We start from the raw sequence: 18,554 nt of genomic DNA, 5'->3' as shown, positions 1-18,554 counted from the left end.
TCTCTTCAAGCCATTCGCGAGTACACAGTTCGCGGCAGTGTTTTCGAGCAACATTGCCGCGAACTGTAGTCTCGGCAGAGCACCTAGCTTTCCTGAAGATAGTCAGCTAGGGTTTTCCGCATGGCACTTCGATCCGACTGGTCCCAGCGGGACTGCAGCCTGGCCCGGGGCCTGGACATCCTCGGCGACCCGTGGGGCATGCTCATCCTCCGCGAGGTCTTCTTCGGCAACGGGCGCTTCGACGCAATGAAGACCCGGCTGGGGGCAGCGGATTCCGTGCTGAGCAAAAGGCTCGCGGCGCTCCTCGACGCCGGGCTGCTCGCCCGCCGGCCCTACGACGACGGCGGCCGCGCCCGCCAGGAGTACGTGCTCACGGCGAGAGGCGAGGACGCCCTGCCGGTGCTCAACGCCGTCGTCATCTGGGCCGAAAAGCACCTCCCGGCGCCGTCCGGGCAGGCCCACATGTTCGTCATCCACTCAACGTGCGGGCAGCGCACCTCGTCCGCGGACAGCTGCACGGCCTGCGGGGAGCGGCTCACGGCCCGGAACACGAGCTGGCACAGCCTCACCCGCACCGCGGAGCCGATGCCACTGGCCATGGCATCCCCGAAGGGCCCAGGATCTTCCCCCCAGGCTTCGGCCACCGGACCGAAGGGAACCGCGGCATGAGCGCCCCCGAAACAACTCTCCTCCCGGCTCCCAAGCGCCGCCTCCACCCGGCCTGGATCGTCGCCGCCGTCGCGTTCGTGGCGCTGGTCGGCGCCGCGGGCTTCCGCGCCGCGCCCGGCGTGCTGATGGTGCCGCTGCAGAACGAATTCGGCTGGTCCACCACGGTGCTTTCGGCCGCGGTCAGCATCAACCTTGTGCTGTTCGGTCTCACCGCGCCGTTCGCCGCGGCCCTGATGGAGCGTTTCGGGATCCGCGCCGTCACCTCCGTGGCACTCGTGCTGATCGGGGCCGGCAGCGCCCTGACCGTACTGGTCACCGAGTCCTGGCAGATCCTGCTGACCTGGGGTTTGCTGATCGGGCTCGGGACCGGGTCCATGGCGCTGGTCTTCGCGGCAACTATTGCGAACACCTGGTTCGCGAAGAGCCGCGGGCTGGTGATCGGCATCCTCACCGCGGGCAGCGCCGCCGGGCAACTGGTCTTCCTGCCGTTCATCGCAGCCCTTGCCCAGGACCCGGGCTGGCGCCAGGCCTCGCTGCTGATTGCCGCCGGCGCGCTGGCGGTGGTCCCGCTCGTGCTGAGGTTCCTGAAGAACTCACCGGCTGACGCCGGCGTCCTGCCGTACGGTGCCGAGCCCGAGGATCCGGCCGTCGGTGTGGACGGTGCCGCCTGCCCCGGAGCGGCCGCCATCCCCGCCGAAGCCGCGGACGTTGCGGAACCCCGACGGAACGCCGCAGTGCGGGCTGTGCAGGTACTCAAACGGGCCAGCAAGGTGCGGACCTTCTGGGCCCTCGTGGCCGGGTTCGCGATCTGCGGCGCCACGACCAACGGCCTGATCGGCACCCACTTCATCCCCTCCGCCCACGACCATGGCATGGCCCCGACGACGGCGGCAGGCCTGCTCGCCGTCGTCGGGATCTTCGACATTGTGGGGACGATTGCCTCCGGCTGGCTCACCGACCGCTACAACCCGCGGATCCTGCTCGCCGTGTACTACCAGTTCCGCGGGATCGGGCTGCTGGTGCTTCCGCTGCTGCTCAGCGCCACCGTGCAGCCGAGCATGATCGTGTTTGTGGTGATCTACGGGCTGGACTGGGTGGCCACCGTGCCGCCGACCGCGGCGATCTGCCGCCAGGTCTTCGGCGCCGACGGCAGCGTGGTCTTCGGCTGGGTGTTCGCCGCCCACCAGCTGGGCGCCGCCGCCGCCGCCCTGGCGGCCGGCGCCATCCGCGATACCACCGGCCAGTACACTTACGCCTGGTTCGGCGCCGCCGCGATGTGCACCATCGCCGCCGTCATCAGCGCCACGATCCGGAAAGACGCGGCCAAGAAGGAAGCGGTCCCGGTCTAGCGCCTCTGTAGGATGAACTGCGAGGTTGGCCGCCAACCTCGCACCAGCAGTCAATATTGGGGGATACACATGTCACTGCCTGGGGGCCGTTGTGTCCTGGTCTGGACGTGGGTCGCGGGCTGGGCCACTCAAGGCCTTGACTTCAGCGTCTATTGGTACGGCGGCAAGATCCTCAATGACGCCGGTGCGGCGCCGTCGGACCTCTACGGGCCTTCCGTCGCCTAGGCCGGCGGGCCCGGGCTGCCGTTCACCTACCCGCCCTTCGCCGCGCTGATCTTCAGCCTCCTGGCCCGGCTGCCCCAGCAGTCCGCGCTTACACTGTTCAACACCGCCGGCGTCGTTGTCGCGGTCTGGACGGCCATCCGCGGCGTCCGCTACTGGAACGCCAAGACGGACTGGCGTAGCACCTTCCGCACCCCGGCCAGGCGGTGGGCCGCCGTCATCATGGTCTTGGCCGTCCTGAACCTCGGGCCGTGGCGCGAAACCCTGGCCTTCGGCCAGATAAATATCCTGCTCATGGGCCTGATGGCGGCAGACCTCATGGCGCGAAATCCGTGCTGGACCATGGGAATCCCCGGCAGCGGGTTCCTGGTGGGCGTCGCCGCCGGCATCAAGCTGACGCCGCTGGTTTTCGGGCTCTACTTCCTGGTGCGCAAGGACTGGCGCGGGCTTGTAAACATGGCCATGGGCTTTGCCTCTACAGTGCTCCTCGGCTGGCTCCTGCTGCCCTCCGAGTCACTGCAGTTCTGGCTTGCGATCCTGCCCGACACCTCCCGGATCGGCGGCGCCGGTTATGTCGACAACCTGTCCCTCAAGGGTGCGCTGCTGCACTTCGGCGTCCCAGAAACCTCAGTCACGGTTCCGTGGCTGCTGCTGAGCCTTGTGGTAGTGGCGTTGGCTGCCGGAGTCATCAAAACCGCCAGCGAACAGGGATCCCGCGTTGTGGCCATATCGACGGCGGCGCTCACCATGTTGCTCATCAGCCCCGTCTCGTGGTCCCACCACTGGGTCTGGGCGGCTGCTGTCCTTCCGACGTTCGCCTGGACCCTGCGCGAAACCCCGCTTCGCTACCGCGGCACCCGCTGGCTTATGGGCGTGGTGCTGGGTATCTCCACAGTGGTGTTCCTCTTCTCGCCGAAGACGATCGGCACTGCCCTCGGAGCGCAGAACCTCGACATCCAGACGCCCGGGCTCTGGATCATGGCGTCGAGTTCCGGAGTGTTCTGCGCCCTGGCCATCATGGTGTGCTGGCTTGTGGTCCTCCGGCGCGGCTCCCTGACGCCCGCGCCTGACCTCCAGCCGGACGAAGAACGGTCCGGTCCCCGGGTCCTGCAGCCGTAGCGCCGCCGCTAGGCTGATCCGCATGAGTCTTCCGAACCTTCCGGAGCCGCCCGCGGCCCAGCGTCAGACCGCCCTCATTACCGGCGTCGGCCGGCTGGCCGGAATCGGCGCAGGGATTGCGCGCCGGCTCGCGGCCGACGGCTGGGACCTCGTGCTCACGTACTGGCAGGACTACGACGCCCGGATGCCGTGGGGCGTCCAGCCCGACGACGTCGAACGCCTCACCGCGGAGCTCCACGCCGCCGGCGCCGCCGTGGTTGCGCTGCCGGCCGATTTCGAAGACCCGGCGGCCGTGGACCGGCTGATGGCCGAGGCCGCGCAGGAGGCAGGAACCCTGCATGCCCTCGTGCTCAGCCACGCCGAATCCGTGGACTCCGGCATCCTGGACACGAGCCTGGAAAGTTTCGAGCGGCACTTCGCCGTGAACACCCGGGCCAGCTGGCAAATGATCGCCGACTTCGCGCGGCAGGCCCCGGCCGAGGGCGGCGCGATCGTGGCCCTGACGAGCGATCACACCGCCTTCAACCTGCCCTACGGGGCGTCCAAGGGCGCGCTGGACCGGATTGTGATCGCGGCGGCCCGGGAGCTGGGTCCGCTCGGGATCAGCGCCAACGCGCTCAACCCCGGCCCGGTCGACACGGGCTGGATGGACCGGCAGCTGCGCGAAAACCTGGCCCGGCGCCAGCCCGGCGGCCGGCTCGGCACACCCGCGGACGTGGCCGCTACGGTGGCGTTTCTGCTCTCGCCCGAGGGCCGCTGGGTGTCCGGCCAGCTGGTCAAGGCCGACGGCGGCTTCTCGGCCTGAGGCGCCCACGGCCCCCGCGAGTTGGCATTTCACGGCAGGCGCGGGCCTACCGGAACGCGGCGAGCCCGGTGATGTGCTGGCCCAGGATCAGGGTGTGGACCTCGTCCGTGCCCTCGTAGGTCCGCACCGATTCGAGGTTGGCTGCGTGCCGGAGCGGGGAGTAGTCCAGGGTGATGCCGTTCCCGCCCAGGATGGTTCGGGCCTCGCGGGCAATCTTGATCGCCTCGCGCACATTGTTCAGCTTGCCCAGCGAGATCTGCTCCGGCCGCAGCTTCCCGGCGTCCTTGAGCCGGCCCAGCTGGAGCGCCAGCAGGGTGCCCTTCTGGATCTCCAGCAGCATGTTCACCAGTTTCTCCTGCGTGAGCTGATACCCGGCGAGGGGTTTGCCGAACTGCAGCCGCTCCTGCGAGTACTTCAGCGCCGCCTCATAGGAGTCCCGGGCGGCGCCCATCGCGCCCCATACGATCCCGAACCGTGCTTCGTTCAGGCAGCTGAACGGCCCCCGCAGACCCCGGGCTGCCGGCAGCAGGGCACCGGGGCCCAGCCGGACGCCGTCGAACGTGACATCGCACTGGATAGAGGCGCGCATCGAGAGCTTCTGCCCGATCGGCGTCGCCGCGACACCGGGCGTTGCGGCGGGCACCAGGAAGCCGCGGACGCCGTCGTCGGTCATGGCCCACACCACCAGCACATCCGCCACCGAGGCGAGCCCGATCCAGCGTTTGGCGCCGTCCAGGATCCAGCCGGCGCCGTCGCCCGGTCCGTCACGCCTGGCAAAGGTCTTCATCGAGGCCGGGTCCGAGCCGGCGGTGGGCTCGGTCAGTGCGAAGCTGCCGATGAGCTCGCCGGCGGCCATCCGGGGGAGCCACTCCTGTTTCTGCTCCTCGGAACCCCACTGGTGGATCGCCGTCATTGCCAAGGAACCCTGCACGGAGACGAAGGTGCGGATGCCCGAATCGCCCGCCTCCAGTTCCATCGCGGCCAGGCCATACTCGACGGCGGAGCGGCCGGGGCACCCGTAGCCCTCCAGCTGCATGCCGAGGACCCCTAGTTCTCCGAGTTCCGGGGCCAGATCGAGCGGGAATACACCCTCGTCATACCAGCGGGCGATGCCCGGGCGGATCCGCTGGTCCGTGAAATCGCGGATCCGCTCCCGCATGGCAAGCTCCCCGGCGCTTAACAAGGAGTCGATCGCCAGGACATCGGAGACGTCAGGACCTTCAGGCCCATCAGGAAAACCAGCCTCGTTGCTCATTCCAGCATCCTACGGTCTTGGCCGGACGCTGGCACCGGCCTTCCCGCCCAGTTGCTTCCGGACCCAGGCACGGATTGCGGCCGGCTCGCCGGTGTCGCCGGACTGCCGGGGCGTGGTGCGAAAGCAACCGGGCAGGAGCGTCGCACGCACTCTGGTGTCCTGAGCGGGACATGTCCGTCGGAGCCCCGCCGGAAGGGCACAGGCCTAGACTGGTGCCATGGACACCGCATCTGTGCTTGCCGTCTGCCGCGTACACCAGCTTCTCAAGGACCCCGGCAGCGTCGGCGTGACGGCGATCGACAAACGCCCTGTCGACGGACCGGTCCGGGTGCACACGCTGGGGCTGCACGGCGATATCCAGGCCAGCCGGATCCACCACGGCGGCGAAGACCAGGCCCTCTACGCATACTCCCAGGCCGACGCAGACTACTGGGCCGGGGAACTGAAGCGCGAACTGCCGCCGGGCATCTTCGGCGAAAACCTGCGCGTCTCCGGGATCAGCGCCACCGACGCGATCATCGGCGAACGCTGGAAGATCGGGCTGGACGTCGAAGTGGAGGTGACCTCGCCGCGGACGCCCTGCGCCACGTTCCAGCGGCGGATGGACGTGCCGCACTGGATGAAGCGGTTCGGCGAGGCCGGCCGGGTGGGTGCCTACCTCCGGGTGATCCGCACCGGCAGTATCCAGGCGGGGGACCACATCCACCGGATCTTCGTCCCCACCCACGGTGTCACCATCGGCAAGTGGTTCACCGACCCCACTTTTGCGGATATGGAGGCGCTGCGCGACGCCGACGCCGACGGTGAGATCCGCCTCCAGCCCGAGTATGACGGGGAATTCGAGAAGCTGCAGCGACGGCTCGGCGTCTAGCGGACGGGCTGCCGTCCCGCACGGCCGGAGGGCCCGTGTGCGCAAGCTCACCGCCGTCGTGAGCCATTCGGGTTACCCTTGCGTGCATCAATGCCCTACACTTGAAACATCCCCCACTCCGGAAATCCCTTATTCCTGCCCAATTCTTGAGGCAGGACTGGCAAGTGTTGGGGCCCGCAAATTGTGATGCGGGCATTTTCATAGGGAGAGCCGGCTAAAGAAAACGCTGTACAGACTGCTGGGATAGCAGCCAAGAGATGCAGCGGGAAGTCCTGCCACGGGATTGCGAAAGCGCCGGGCTTCTATGTGACCGGCCGGTCAAAGTATGCCCGGCACTTCCGGTCACGCGTACTGCGGCTCCGCTCACCTCGGGTTGTGCCGCTTGGCCCCTATGGATGAGGAAATTTCACCTATGCCCGAAAATCAGAACAACTCCGTCGACACCGAACTCGCCACCGAGAATAGCCAGGTCGACGTCGAGACTTCTGAAACGGCTGCCCCGGCAGCCGGCTCCGCCCCGGTATTCACCGAGGCTCCTGCGACGACCGACGCACCCGCCGAGATCCCGGCGACAGCCGAGACCGCGCCGCAGGCTGACACCCAGTCCGCCGGCAAGGCCGAGTCCAAGGCCCCGGCCAAGGACGAAGAGCCCGAAGATGAAGGCGTCAAGTTCGTTGACCTCGGCATCGATGCCCGTGTCCTGGCTGCCCTGCAGGACGTCGGCTACGAGAAGCCGTCCCCGATCCAGGCAGCAACCATTCCGCTGCTGCTCGAAGGCCGCGACGTCGTGGGCCTGGCCCAGACCGGTACCGGTAAGACTGCAGCATTCGCAGTACCGGCGCTGTCCCGCCTGGCCGAACTCCATGACCTCAACGGCCCGTCCCGCAAGACCCAGGCCCTGGTGCTCGCTCCGACCCGCGAGCTCGCGCTCCAGGTCGCCGAGGCCTTCACCTCCTACGCCAAGCACATCGACGACTTCACCGTCCTCCCGGTGTACGGCGGCTCCGCCTACGGCCCCCAGCTCGCCGGCCTGCGCCGCGGCGCCCAGGTTGTAGTCGGCACCCCCGGCCGAGTGATCGACCACATCGCCAAGGGCTCCCTCGACCTGTCCGAACTCCAGTACCTGGTGCTGGATGAGGCTGACGAGATGCTTCGCATGGGCTTCGCCGAAGACGTTGAGCAGATCTTCCAGCAGACCCCCGAGGGCCGCCAGGTTGCACTGTTCTCCGCCACGATGCCGAGCCAGATCCGCCGGCTGTCCAAGCAGTACCTGAACAACCCGGCCGAGGTGCAGGTCAAGTCCAAGACCACGACCGGCGCCAACACCCGCCAGCGCTACCTGCAGGTCATGGGCCCGCACAAGCTCGACGCGCTGACCCGCATCCTCGAGGTCGAGCCGTTCGAAGGCGTCATCGCCTTCGTCCGGACCAAGATGGCCACCGAGGATCTGGCCGACAAGCTGCGGTCACGGGGCTTCCAGGCTGCTGCCATCAATGGCGACATCCCGCAGCAGCAGCGTGAGCGCACGGTTGAGGCCCTGCGTGACGGAAAGATCGACATCCTGGTCGCCACCGACGTCGCGGCCCGCGGCCTTGACGTTGAGCGCGTCAGCCACGTGGTCAACTACGACATCCCGCACGACACCGAGTCCTACGTCCACCGCATCGGCCGCACCGGCCGTGCAGGCCGTTCCGGTGACGCGATCCTCTTTATGACGCCGCGGGAGAAGTACCTGCTGCGCTCCATCGAGAAGGCGACCCGCCAGCCGGTGGAGCAGATGCACCTGCCCACCGCCGAATCGGTGAACACACTGCGCCTGGGCAAGTTCGCCGAGAAGATCACCGAGACGCTTGCATCCGAGGATGTTGCGGCCTTCCGCGACCTCATCTCCTCCTACGAAGAAGAGCACAACGTCCCGGCCTCGGAAATCGCTGCCGCACTGGCCGTCATGGCCCAGGGCGGTCAGCCGCTCCTGGTCAAGGAACTGCCTGCGGCTCCTGAGTTCCAGAAGCGCGAGCGCGCCAAGGACGGCTTCGGTTCACGCGGCCCGACCCGCACCCTGACCGAGGGCAACGCCACCTACCGGATCGCCGTCGGACGCCGTCAGCGCGTTATGCCGGGTTCCATCGTTGGCGCCATTGCCAACGAAGGCGGCATCTCCTCGGCCCAGATCGGCGGGATCGACATCCGCTCGGACCACTCCCTCGTGGAGCTTCCGGCGGACCTTAGCGCAGACCAGCTGAAGGCTCTCTCCCGCACCCGGATCGGCGGCGAGCTGATCCACCTCGAGCTGGACAAGGGCCGGTCACCGGCGAGCGACCGTGGCGGTGACCGCGGCGGCTACCAGGGTGCCAGCCGTGGCGGCGACCGTGGCGGATACTCCGGCGGCGGCGACCGTGGCGGAAACTTCAAGGGCAACGGCGGCTTCAAGCGCGAATTCCGCAAGACCGACGGCGAGCGGTCCTCCGCGGACCGTGGCGGACGCTCGTTCAGCGACCGCGCCGAGCGTGGCGTCGGCTCCGACGCGGCGCGCAAGCCCCGCACCAAGTGGTAACCACCGCTGCTAAGCACTGAATCACCCTGAGATCGGGCCGGCTCTTGAGCCGGCCCGATCTTGCTTAAGTTCCCTTCGTCACATCCGTGTCCGGGTGCGTCGTGCCGGACCTTGGCCGGGGCCCGCCAGCTGCCCCGAAAGCCCGGATTTCCGCCGGTTTCGCCGTCTTCGGGGCTTATCGCGGGTCGATTTGTTGGGAGCGCAATGTTCCGGTAGAGTATTTACTCGTTGCCCCCCTAGCTCAGTGGTAGAGCGCGTTCTTGGTAAGAACGAGGTCACCGGATCGATTCCGGTGGGGGGCTCGCAATGAGGGCCTGTGTCAAGGCGGTTTTTGACCGGCTAGGCACGGGTTTTCCTCATTTATGGCGGCGTAGCTCAGTTGGTTAGAGCGCACGACTCATAATCGTGAGGTCGGGAGATCGAGCCTCCCCGCCGCTACCAGATGAAACCCCCGGAATCCTTGAGATTCCGGGGGTTTTCCTGTGTACAGGGTCGCCCGCTGATCCTCGGCCCGGGACTTCCGCGCCACGGCAACAGCCTGGCGACGCGCAAATGCCCTGTCGCTACGGGTTTTTCGCTAGCGACAGGGCATTCGCGCGTCGCGGGCCGGGTTTCGCGTCGCGGAAGCCACCCCTTCCCCGCAATCCTGGGACGTGACGGGCATTGAGATGTCTCGGAACGGGAAGAACTGCGAGCCAGTTGGGGCGCGGCGCAAGATTCTGGGACAGAATGGGTCCATGACTCGAATCGCAATCATCGGCGGCCACGGCAAGGTGGCTTTGGAACTCTCCCGCATCCTCGCAGCGGACGGGCAGGATGTCACGTCCTTCATCCGCAATCCGGACCACCAGGCCGACGTCGACGCCACCGGTGCTGCGCCGGCCCTGCTGGACGTTGAACATTCGACGACGGCGGAGATCGCCGAGGCGCTGCGGAATCACGACGCCGTGGTGTGGTCCGCCGGTGCCGGCGGCGGCGGCAGCGCGGAGCGCACCTACGCGGTGGATCGTGATGCTGCCATCCGTTCGATGGACGCGGCGGCCGAGGCCGGCGTCGGCCGCTACATAATGATCTCCTACCTCGGCGCAGGGCCGGACCACGGGGTTCCCGAGGACAACGGCTTCTTTGCCTACGCCGAGGCCAAGGCGGCCGCGGATGCCTACCTGCGCGGCACCGCCCTGGACTGGACCATCCTGGGCCCAGGGGCCCTCACCGACGGGCCCGGCAACGGACTGATCGACGTCGACCCCGCGGACACCACCGGGGGCCAGGGAACGGCACGGGCCAACGTGGCACTGGTGGCCGCAGCGGTGCTGGGCCTGCCCTCGACCGGCCGCCGCACCATCGAGTTCCGGGACGGCACCTTGCCGCTGGCGGGGGCCCTGGCGGCGCTGGGCTAGCCCAGCGGGACGTCGCCCGACGTGGGTCCATCGGCGCCCACGGTGTGCCCCTAGAGTGGCGGGGCGCCCAGCTCCTCCAAAAGAGTGGCCTGCCCCGATTGCTCCCGGGGAGAGTGAGTGTATGGACCAGTTGGCCCGCATTGGCTGGCTCCTGCTGGCGACGCTGGCGGCCGTGGGCGACGGGCTACACTTGCCGGACGCTGTGGTGCCGGTCGCCGCCCAAATCCCGGCCGAAGAGGTGCGTGCCTCCAGCGTCATCGCCGGCGTTATTGCCGTCGTCGTTAAGGCACTGGACGTGCAGTGGTCCTCACAACCCCCAGGATGCCGCCTAGCGGCTCACCTGGGCCGACTTCAGGGACGTCGTCGTACGGCTGGTCGCCCGGCTGACCTCCGGCCGGGTGGTACTGGAAGTGCGGCAGGTTTGCCGGGATGAACTCGCCGACATTTTCGACACTATGGGCGCTGCGGTCGTGGTCTGCGTATTGGTGTTCGCGGTCCAGTTCTCCTGGCCATGATGTCCGTTTGGGGCGCACTACGAAGGACACGCGGCGCGCAACTCCGCCAGGGAGGTTCTGATCCTCACCTCGTCCGGTATGCGCGGCTTGGCAACCCTCGCGCTAACCGCGCCCTTCCGCTGGCCCCGGCCGACTGAGGTAGGTTCCCGGCAAGGGCCGGGCTCGTTGAGATCGCCTGCGTGGTGCTGTTTCGGCACTCAAGGACAATGAACTCATCAAGCAGTGGTCGCCCGCGAATGTGGCGCTGGTGCACGCTGATCAGTTGGCAGCATGCGCAATGTACGTGAGGGGTGAGGCGCGAGCGTGGGCGAAAACTCGCGATCGCCGTGCGGACCATTGCGGTCAACGCGGCCCGCCAGGAAGATGTGACGGCGCGCAACGAGCCGGAAATGGATATCGAAGTCGCCGGCGAGTGCTCCACAAGTTCGGCCTGCGCACCTTGATCATGCTGGAATTGGCGGCGGCGGCCCGGGCGTTCGACTCGGCGTGCAATCGCGAGGAGGGCCGGACTCCATGGGTCCGGCCCTCCTCCAGCTATCAGATTTTCACTGCACGGCGAATTCGCCTGCCGGCCTAGAGGGCTGCGGCAAATACACGCCCGAGATACCCCTCGTTCGGCTGCATTCCCGTCCCGGAGTATGCCCAGAGCGATCCGTCGGGCCGTCGGGCCACGAGGTCCGGGTAAATGTCCCCGTTCAAGTTTCCCGCACCCAGCACCGCGTTAAAGATATTCCATCCGGTGCCGATCTTCCGGGACGCCGACACCCTGCCGTTGCCGTCGCCGGGGTAGAGCCACAGGGTGCCGTCCTGCATCCGGGCGACGACGTCATTCTTGCCGTCCGAGTTGAAGTCACCGACGCCAAGCAACTGGTCGAATACTTCCCATCCGAAGTTGCCGATCTTTCGTCCGCTGAGGTAACCGGTGCTCGAGTAATCCACCCGTCCGGTGCCCGCGTACAGCCAAAGTGATCCATCAACGTTGCGGGCAAGGAGGTCGTTTTTTCCGTCGCCCGTGAAGTCGCCTGTTCCGGTCAAAGATATGAAGGACTCCCACCCGAAGGCGCCGATTCTCTGGGCGCCTGAAAATCCCGAACTTGTGCCGTCTACCCGGCCGGATCCTGCATACAGCCACAGGGTGCCGTCCGGTTTGCGGGCAACGATGTCATTCTTGCCGTCGCCGTTGAAGTCCCCCACGCTGACGAGTGAATCAAAAACCTCCCAACCGAACTTCCCGATCTTCGTTGGCGCCCCATAAGTGCCGTTGCCAGCCCCCGGGTAGAACCACAGGCTACCGTCGGGCATCCGTGCCAGCAGGTCCGCAACAGCATCGCCGTTGAGGTCTTTCGTGGCGGACAGATAATTGAAAGCGTCCCAGCCGAAGTCACCGATCTTGCGGGCACCGGTGTAGCCCTGGTCCCGCATGGCGGTTCCGGCGTAGAAATAGACGCTGCCGTCTGCCTGGCTCGCCACGATGTCGGCCATTCTGTCGCCGTTGGCATCGCCGGGGCCCAAAATGTGGTCGTAGATGTCCCAGCCGGTGCCGATCTTTTGAGCGTTGACCAGCTTCGCCTTCCCCGAATTGGAGTAGAGCCAAAGAGTCCCGTCAGGGCGGCGTGCAGCCAGGTCGTTGGTTCCGTCGCCGTTGAAATCCTGGATAGCGATCAGCCGGTCAAAGATCTGCCAACCAAAATCGATCTCGCGGGACACGCCTGGCCAGCCGGTGCCAGTCCCGGGATAGAAGACCAGGACGCCGTCGGGCCGCCGGGCCAGAATGTCTGCTTTTCCGTCACCGTCGAAGTCACGCACGCCCAGCAGCGCGTCAAAGGCATCCCAACCGAAGTTGCCGATCTTGACGCCGGCGGAGTACCCCTCATTTCTGCCGGATACTACTCCGGTGCCCGGATAGAACCACAGAGACCCGTCGTGCTTCCTGGCCACCAGGTCACCCTTGCCGTCACCGTTGAAGTCCCCGGCGCCAAAAATGCTGTTGTAGACTTCCCAGCCTGTACCGATCCTCTGGCCGGTCCGGGACTTGCCGGTGCCGTCGCCCGGGAAGAGCCACAGCTCGCCGTTTCCCTTGCGCTGAATAAGGTCGGCGATTCCGTCGCCGTTGAAATCGCCGGGAGAGATCAGCAAAGGTTTGGCCGGCGGCAGCGCATCAATCGTGATGCCTGCAGCAGAATTAGAGATCCAGTCGATGCTTACCTTGGTCCCTGAATGAGTGGTAAACGTCTGGCCTGCCTGCCATGCCTGGTTGTAGCTGTAGTAGCCGTTGAATGTTGTGCTGCTGGGCTGAAGGGCGATGGAACCTGCGCCGAAAGCTTGGACGACCTTGACTCCGCGGTTGCCGCCGACCGACGTCGCCGCGTCATGGCCCACCGGGAGTCGAAGCTCGAGGTTGTAGGCCTCCCCACTGATGGGATCCGTGAACTTGATGGCGCGGTTGTCGTCCGCGCTTCCCCAGGCCCTCAACTCATAGGAGTTCTTGCCCACCGCTTTCCCCAGGTTTCTGACCTCGTTGCCTGAGCCGAATCCGCCAAACTCATAAATGGGGGAGCTCACCACCGGCTGGCTAGGCTGAGATACACCCATCAGGTCAAGATTGTCCTTGTATTCTTCGATGCTGCACGAACCGTTGGCGAATGACCCGTCTGCGTTGCTGGCGGTGTCCACGGCTCCATTTGTGCAGCGAAGTCTGTTGGCGTGCATCAGCCCCAGGACGTGCCCGAATTCATGGGTTAGGACGCTCTTGGTCAGCGTCGCCGGGAGCGGCATGAGGACGCGACCGCTGGTTCCGTTGTAGCTCCAGCCCGCCCCGTATGCCCCGTCCGAGAGTGTGGGTGTGGAAACGAACACCACGAGTGCCGTGTAGGAACTGGGGACCCACCCGATTTCTCCGGCGATCGTGTTCATCATTGATGAATAGCTCTGCGTAGAGGTTGCCCTGCTCGTTCTGTTTTCGACGCTGGAAACGCTCATGGACAGCCTGCCGTTCGACATGGCCCGCCAGTAGTCGCTGCTCGTGTTGATCGCGGCCCGGGCTTCCGCTTCCGGGATAGTCGCTTTCCGGTCGGCCAGCTGAACCATGACCAGCTTCACCTTGATATCGCCTTCGCGGGCAATTGAGTAGGCCTCGGTGGAACTCTTTCGAGCCGTGGTGCCCTTGGGTCCAGTGGGAAGTGGCGTTTCAAACGTATGGGCAATTAACGGCAGGTCTCCGGACGCCTCGGAATAGACAGAATGGCTGTGCGTGGACTCGGGGCTCGCACCGACCGGGGCAGGCGCGGGACTGGTCGTGGCCGGTATTACCGGAGTCGGAGTCGGCGTCGCTGTGGCCGCGGCCGTCGGCGCCGACGTCGTCCCCGGCGACGAGGTCGACGTGGGGGCCGGCGTCGGATCAGCGAGGGCAGGCGAGAGCGTCACAGCAGTAAGCGAGGCAAGAGTAACGACAAGCGCCGTCAGAAGCGCTGTCGTCTTCCGTATTGAGTTCACTTTTTGTCTTTCATGAGACCGCCGTCATGCTGAAGCCTCAGCATGACGGCCGGGGGAGACCGGGAAGTGAGGTCAGTCTACGGATGGCATGCCGCCAGACCCGGCAAGCTGTAGCAATCTTTCGGCTTAGGTAGCGAATCGTTGCCGAATCTTGAGCAAAGCCTGTGTCACCGCAGGTGGACGCGATGCTAGCCAGCGGGGCCGCGCAGCTCCAGCTCCAGCGCGTTCTTCTCGACGTAGTCCAGGGCATGCCGGATGGCGCCGACCGTGACAATCGCATCTCCCAGCGGCGAGACCGTCACCTGCGGGGGAGTCGCCGTGAACCGGGGGAGCAGGGCAGCAATGGCGGGCAGCAGCACGCCCGCGGATTCCGCCACGGCGCCGCCGATCACCACCTGCTCGGGGTTGATGAAGCTCGCCACCGAGGCGATGACGCGCGCCATCCGCTCCGAGATCCGGTCCAGGATCGCCAGCGCCGCCGGATCGCCGGCGTCGGCATCCTCAAACACCCGCCGCGCACTCGCCGCGCCTCCCGCCCGGGGTCCGCCGCCGGCCGCGGACCATTGCCGGGCCAGGCTCGCAATGCCATCGCTTGAGCCGACACCCTCGACCATATCCAGGTAGCCCATTTCGCCGGCGGCGCCGCCGCGGCCGTGCAGCAGCCGGCCGGACTCCAGCACCCCGGCGCCGAGGCGTTCACCGGCCAGGAGTACAACAAGGTCGTCCACGCCGGCGCCGGAACCCCGCCAACGTTCGCCGAGGGCGGCGAGGTTCGCGTCGTTCTCCAGCAGCACCGTCCAGCCGTGCAACTCCTTGAGGGCGGCGCGGAGCCCGACGTCGAACAGGCTCCAGAAGTGCTGGGTCAGCAGCACGTTGCCGTCGCGGTCCACCGGGGCCGCAATGCCTGCCCCGGCCGCCAGCACCTGGCTTGCGTCGGTCCCGGCGGCGGCCAGTGCCTGCCGGCAGACCCGGTCCACGACGTCGATGCGTTCCGCCGCGGGGATGTCGGCGGCCCGGAAGCTCTCGCTGGACCGTCCGAGGATGCTGCCGCGGAGGTCCGCGACAGCCGCGGAGGTGGTCGCGGCGCCGATGTCGATCCCGAGGACAAACCCGGCCCGTGAATTGAGCTCGAATCGCCTGGCCGGGCGGCCCTTCCGCGGGCTGCCGGACTGTTCCTCCTCCCGGGCGTCCAGTTCGCGGATCCAGCCCCGCCGGATGAGGTCCTCGCAGACGGCGATGACCGACGCCCGGGTGAGCCCGGTCCGGTCCATCAGCTCGGTCCCGGTCGCAACGCCCGTGGTCCGGATGAAGCCCAGCACGGCCTGGGCATTTACCCGGCGCAGCAGCTGGGGCGTGGCGGCGGCGGCCTTCGGCTTCAAATCTTGACCTCTTCCGGATCCGGACCCATAATTGTTCAGGCAATATATTTAGCTTGTATCTAAAATAACAGAAACCCGTTCCGAGCTCCGAAGGATCATCCCTTGTCCAACACCGCCACGCTGGCAACCCTGTCCGGTTCCGACCTCGCCGCCGACCCCAACTGGTGGCGCCAGGCCGCCGTGTACCAGATCTACCCGCGCAGCTTCGCCGACTCCAACGGCGACGGCCTTGGCGACATCAAGGGCATCACGGCCAAGGTGCCGTACCTGTTGGCACTCGGGATCGACGCCGTCTGGCTCAGCCCGTTCTACCCCTCGGCGCTTGCCGACGGCGGCTACGACGTCGACGACTACCGTGACGTGGACCCCAAGCTCGGCTCCCTGGAGGACTTCGCTGAAATGTCGGCCGCCCTCCACGCGGCCGGCATCAAGCTGATCGCGGACATCGTCCCGAACCACTCCTCGAACCGCCACGTGTGGTTCCAGGAAGCCCTCGCGTCCCCGCGCGGCTCCGATGCGCGGGAACGCTACATCTTCCGTGACGGTAAAGGCGAGAACGGTGAGATCCCGCCGTCGGACTGGGAGTCCGTGTTTGGCGGCCCGGCCTGGGAACGCATCACCGAGCCGGACGGCACCCCCGGCCAGTGGTACATGCACATCTTCGCCAAGGAACAGCCGGACCTGAACTGGTCCAACCGGGAAATCCGCGACGACTTCCTCAAGACCCTGCGCTTCTGGTCCGACCGCGGCGTGGACGGCTTCCGGGTCGACGTGGCGCACGCCCTGACCAAGGACCTCACCGAGCCGCTGCTGTCCAAGGTCGAGCTCAGCGAGGCCAACAGCGGCACCGACGGCTTCGACGACGGCTCGCACCCGTTCTGGGACCGCGACGAGGTTCACGAGATCTACGTCGAGTGGCGCGAGGTCTTCAACGAATACAACCCGCCGCGCACCGCCGTCGCCGAAGCCTGGGTCCACGCCAGCCGCCGCGGCCGCTACGCGAGCCCGGAGGGCCTGGGCCAGGCGTTCAACTTCGACCTCCTGCAGGCCGACTTCGACGCCGACGAGTTCCGCGAAATCATCACCCGGAACCTCGCCGAGGCCACCGAGTCCGGTGCCTCCTCCACCTGGGTGTTCTCCAACCACGACGTCGTCCGCCACGCCACGCGCTATGGGCTGCCCAAGGGCGGCGGCAAACATGCCAAGGGCCAGGACGGGAAGGGCTGGCTGCTGGCCGGCGCCCCGGCCGAGGAGCTCGACGTCGAGCTGGGCCTGCGCCGTGCCCGCGCGGCCACACAGCTGATGCTTGCACTGCCGGGCTCCGCGTACCTGTACCAGGGCGAGGAACTCGGCCTGCAGGAAGTTGGCGAGATCCCCGACGCACAGCGCCAGGACCCCACCTTCTTCCGCAACAAGGGCGTCGAGATCGGCCGGGACGGCTGCCGCGTGCCCCTCCCCTGGGCCGCCGAGGGCACCTCCTTCGGATTCGGCGACGGCGGGGCGCACCTGCCGCAGCCGGCGTGGTTCAGCCGCTACGCCGTCGCAGCCGAGGACGGGGTGGAGGGTTCCACCCTCGAGTTCTACCGCCAGGCCCTGACGCTGCGCCGCGGGCTGCAGACCTCGGAGGAACTCGAATGGCTGGAATCCGGCAGCGCCCACGTGCTGCACTTCAGCCGGCCGGGCGGCTGGCAGACCGTGACCAACTTCGGTGACATGCCGGTGGAGTTGCCCGCCGGTGAGGTGCTGCTCAGCAGCGGACCGCTCGAGGAGAACCTCCTGCCGGGCAGCACCACCGTCTGGCTGCGGTGAGCGCCCCCGAAAGCAGCGCGCGGGCCCCACAGCCTGGCCAGGAACTGGTGTACGGCTGCATGGGTCTGGGCGGCAGCTGGTCGTCGGAGCCGCACTCGTCCATGCACGTGGACGAGGCGGCTGCCGCCGTCGCCGCCGCCCTCGAAGCCGGCATCACCCTGTTCGACCATGCCGACATCTACCGTGGCGGCAAGTCCGAGGCGGTGTTCGGCGAGGTGCTGGCAAATACCCCGGGGCTGCGGGAACGCATCCGGCTGCAGACCAAGTGCGGCATCCGGCTCAACGAACAGGGCCTGGAGACGCACTACGACCTGAGCCGGGTCGCCATCCTGGAGCGGGTCAACGAAAGCCTGGCGCGTCTCCGGACGGACTACGTCGACGTGCTGATGCTGCACCGGCCCGATCCGCTGATGGACCCCGCCGAGGTGGCCTCCGCCGTCGGGCAGCTCATGGCTGAAGGCAAGGTGCGGGCCCTCGGCGTGTCCAACATGTCGGGGGCGCAGATCGAGGTGCTGCAGGACCGGCTGGAGACTCCGGTGGTCGCCAACCAGCTGGAAATGAGCCTGCTCAAACGCGCCTGGCTGGAAAGCACCGTGCTGGTCAACCACGCCGAGGGAGCGGACTACATCTTCCCGCACGGCACCGTGGAGCACTGTGTCCGGCACGGGATCACCCTGCAGGCCTACGGCGCCCTGGCCCGGGGCCTCTATACAGGGGCGCCGGCGGCAACGCCCACCGACGCCGAGGAGGCCACCGCCGCGCTCGTGGCCAAGCTGGCCGCGGAGAAGAACACGACGGGGGAGTCGGTCCTGCTGGGCTGGCTGATGAAGCACCCGGCCGGGATCGCTCCCGTGATCGGCACCGCCAACCCGGAACGTATCCGGGCCTGCGCCGGCGCCGCGGACGTGGCCGCAGCCATGACCCGGGCCGAGTGGTACCGGCTCTGGGTTACGGCGCGGGGCAGCAACATCCCGTAGCCGGACGCCATCATGCCCCGCCGAACCGGCTCGCAGCAGGGGCCGTTTTGAGGGCCCAAAACGGCCCCTGCTGCGAGCTGGATGGGATGCGGGACGTGATCTTGGTCGTAATGGTCGCCACGAGGGCGGGCTGGCTTA

At 67.2% G+C, this 18,554-nt stretch carries 14 protein-coding genes and 2 tRNA genes; 13 read left to right on the top strand and 3 right to left on the bottom strand.

The features are described from left to right. Window positions 1–120 precede the first annotated feature (120 nt). From ACZYZE_RS04215 to ACZYZE_RS04195, 5 genes are all read left to right on the top strand, one after another. Window positions 121–669: a winged helix-turn-helix transcriptional regulator gene (locus ACZYZE_RS04215; RefSeq protein WP_463906412.1), complete on the top strand. Its 549-nt coding sequence runs from the start codon at window positions 121–123 to the stop codon at window positions 667–669. Continuing rightward, window positions 666–2,018 carry an MFS transporter gene (locus ACZYZE_RS04210; protein ID WP_463906410.1) on the top strand — a complete coding sequence of 451 codons (1,353 nt, stop codon included), beginning with the start codon at window positions 666–668 and terminating at the stop codon, window positions 2,016–2,018. The genes ACZYZE_RS04215 and ACZYZE_RS04210 overlap by 4 nt, the downstream gene beginning before the upstream one ends. Before the next feature lie 69 nt (window positions 2,019–2,087). Beyond that, window positions 2,088–2,243 carry a hypothetical protein gene (locus ACZYZE_RS04205; RefSeq protein WP_463906407.1) on the top strand — a complete coding sequence of 52 codons (156 nt, stop codon included), beginning with the start codon at window positions 2,088–2,090 and terminating at the stop codon, window positions 2,241–2,243. A gap of 15 nt (window positions 2,244–2,258) precedes the next feature. Beyond that, the gene (locus ACZYZE_RS04200; protein WP_463906701.1) at window positions 2,259–3,359 is read left to right on the top strand and encodes a glycosyltransferase 87 family protein; all 1,101 of its coding nucleotides are present in this window, start codon (window positions 2,259–2,261) and stop codon (window positions 3,357–3,359) included. Window positions 3,360–3,381: 22 nt separating this feature from the next. Next, window positions 3,382–4,164, top strand: coding sequence for an SDR family oxidoreductase (locus ACZYZE_RS04195; protein WP_463906406.1), 783 nt, complete (start codon window positions 3,382–3,384; stop codon window positions 4,162–4,164). Window positions 4,165–4,210: 46 nt separating this feature from the next. Here the strand turns inward: ACZYZE_RS04195 and ACZYZE_RS04190 are convergent, their stop codons facing one another. Further along, complete coding sequence (locus ACZYZE_RS04190; RefSeq protein WP_459318204.1) at window positions 4,211–5,419, bottom strand: acyl-CoA dehydrogenase family protein; 1,209 nt, start codon at window positions 5,417–5,419, stop codon at window positions 4,211–4,213. Between the two features lie 217 nt (window positions 5,420–5,636). Between ACZYZE_RS04190 and ACZYZE_RS04185 the strand changes: the two genes are divergently transcribed. The 6 genes from ACZYZE_RS04185 (at window position 5,637) to ACZYZE_RS04160 (ending at window position 11,202) form a co-directional block, all read left to right on the top strand. Then, window positions 5,637–6,290: an MOSC domain-containing protein gene (locus ACZYZE_RS04185; RefSeq protein WP_459318203.1), complete on the top strand. Its 654-nt coding sequence runs from the start codon at window positions 5,637–5,639 to the stop codon at window positions 6,288–6,290. Between the two features lie 412 nt (window positions 6,291–6,702). Then, entirely contained in the window at window positions 6,703–8,844 is a 2,142-nt protein-coding gene (locus ACZYZE_RS04180) for a DEAD/DEAH box helicase (protein ID WP_459318202.1), read from the top strand. A gap of 230 nt (window positions 8,845–9,074) precedes the next feature. Next, window positions 9,075–9,146, top strand: a tRNA-Thr gene (locus ACZYZE_RS04175). Between the two features lie 62 nt (window positions 9,147–9,208). Continuing rightward, window positions 9,209–9,285: transfer RNA gene (locus ACZYZE_RS04170), tRNA-Met, on the top strand. A 296-nt stretch (window positions 9,286–9,581) separates the two neighbouring features. After that, window positions 9,582–10,244, top strand: coding sequence for an SDR family oxidoreductase (locus ACZYZE_RS04165; protein WP_459318201.1), 663 nt, complete (start codon window positions 9,582–9,584; stop codon window positions 10,242–10,244). Between the two features lie 805 nt (window positions 10,245–11,049). Then, complete coding sequence (locus tag ACZYZE_RS04160; protein WP_459318200.1) at window positions 11,050–11,202, top strand: hypothetical protein; 153 nt, start codon at window positions 11,050–11,052, stop codon at window positions 11,200–11,202. A gap of 130 nt (window positions 11,203–11,332) precedes the next feature. On the opposite strand, the gene ACZYZE_RS04155 is transcribed toward ACZYZE_RS04160, so the two are convergent. Continuing rightward, on the bottom strand, window positions 11,333–13,846 hold the full coding sequence (locus tag ACZYZE_RS04155; RefSeq protein ID WP_459318199.1) for an FG-GAP-like repeat-containing protein: 2,514 nt from the start codon (window positions 13,844–13,846) through the stop codon (window positions 11,333–11,335). A gap of 593 nt (window positions 13,847–14,439) precedes the next feature. Then, on the bottom strand, window positions 14,440–15,630 hold the full coding sequence (locus ACZYZE_RS04150) for an ROK family transcriptional regulator (RefSeq protein ID WP_463906401.1): 1,191 nt from the start codon (window positions 15,628–15,630) through the stop codon (window positions 14,440–14,442). A 102-nt stretch (window positions 15,631–15,732) separates the two neighbouring features. On the opposite strand from ACZYZE_RS04150, the gene ACZYZE_RS04145 reads away from it, so the two are divergent. After that, window positions 15,733–17,439, top strand: a complete 1,707-nt coding sequence (locus tag ACZYZE_RS04145) for a glycoside hydrolase family 13 protein (protein ID WP_459318197.1) — start codon at window positions 15,733–15,735, stop codon at window positions 17,437–17,439. Next, window positions 17,436–18,416, top strand: coding sequence for an aldo/keto reductase (locus ACZYZE_RS04140; protein ID WP_463906398.1), 981 nt, complete (start codon window positions 17,436–17,438; stop codon window positions 18,414–18,416). The genes ACZYZE_RS04145 and ACZYZE_RS04140 overlap by 4 nt, the downstream gene beginning before the upstream one ends. The last annotated feature ends 138 nt before the right edge of the window (window positions 18,417–18,554 follow it).

The organism is Pseudarthrobacter woesei (assembly GCF_055412745.1).
Note: the sequence above shows the minus strand (reverse complement) of the source record. Positions and strands in the feature narration are given on the sequence as shown.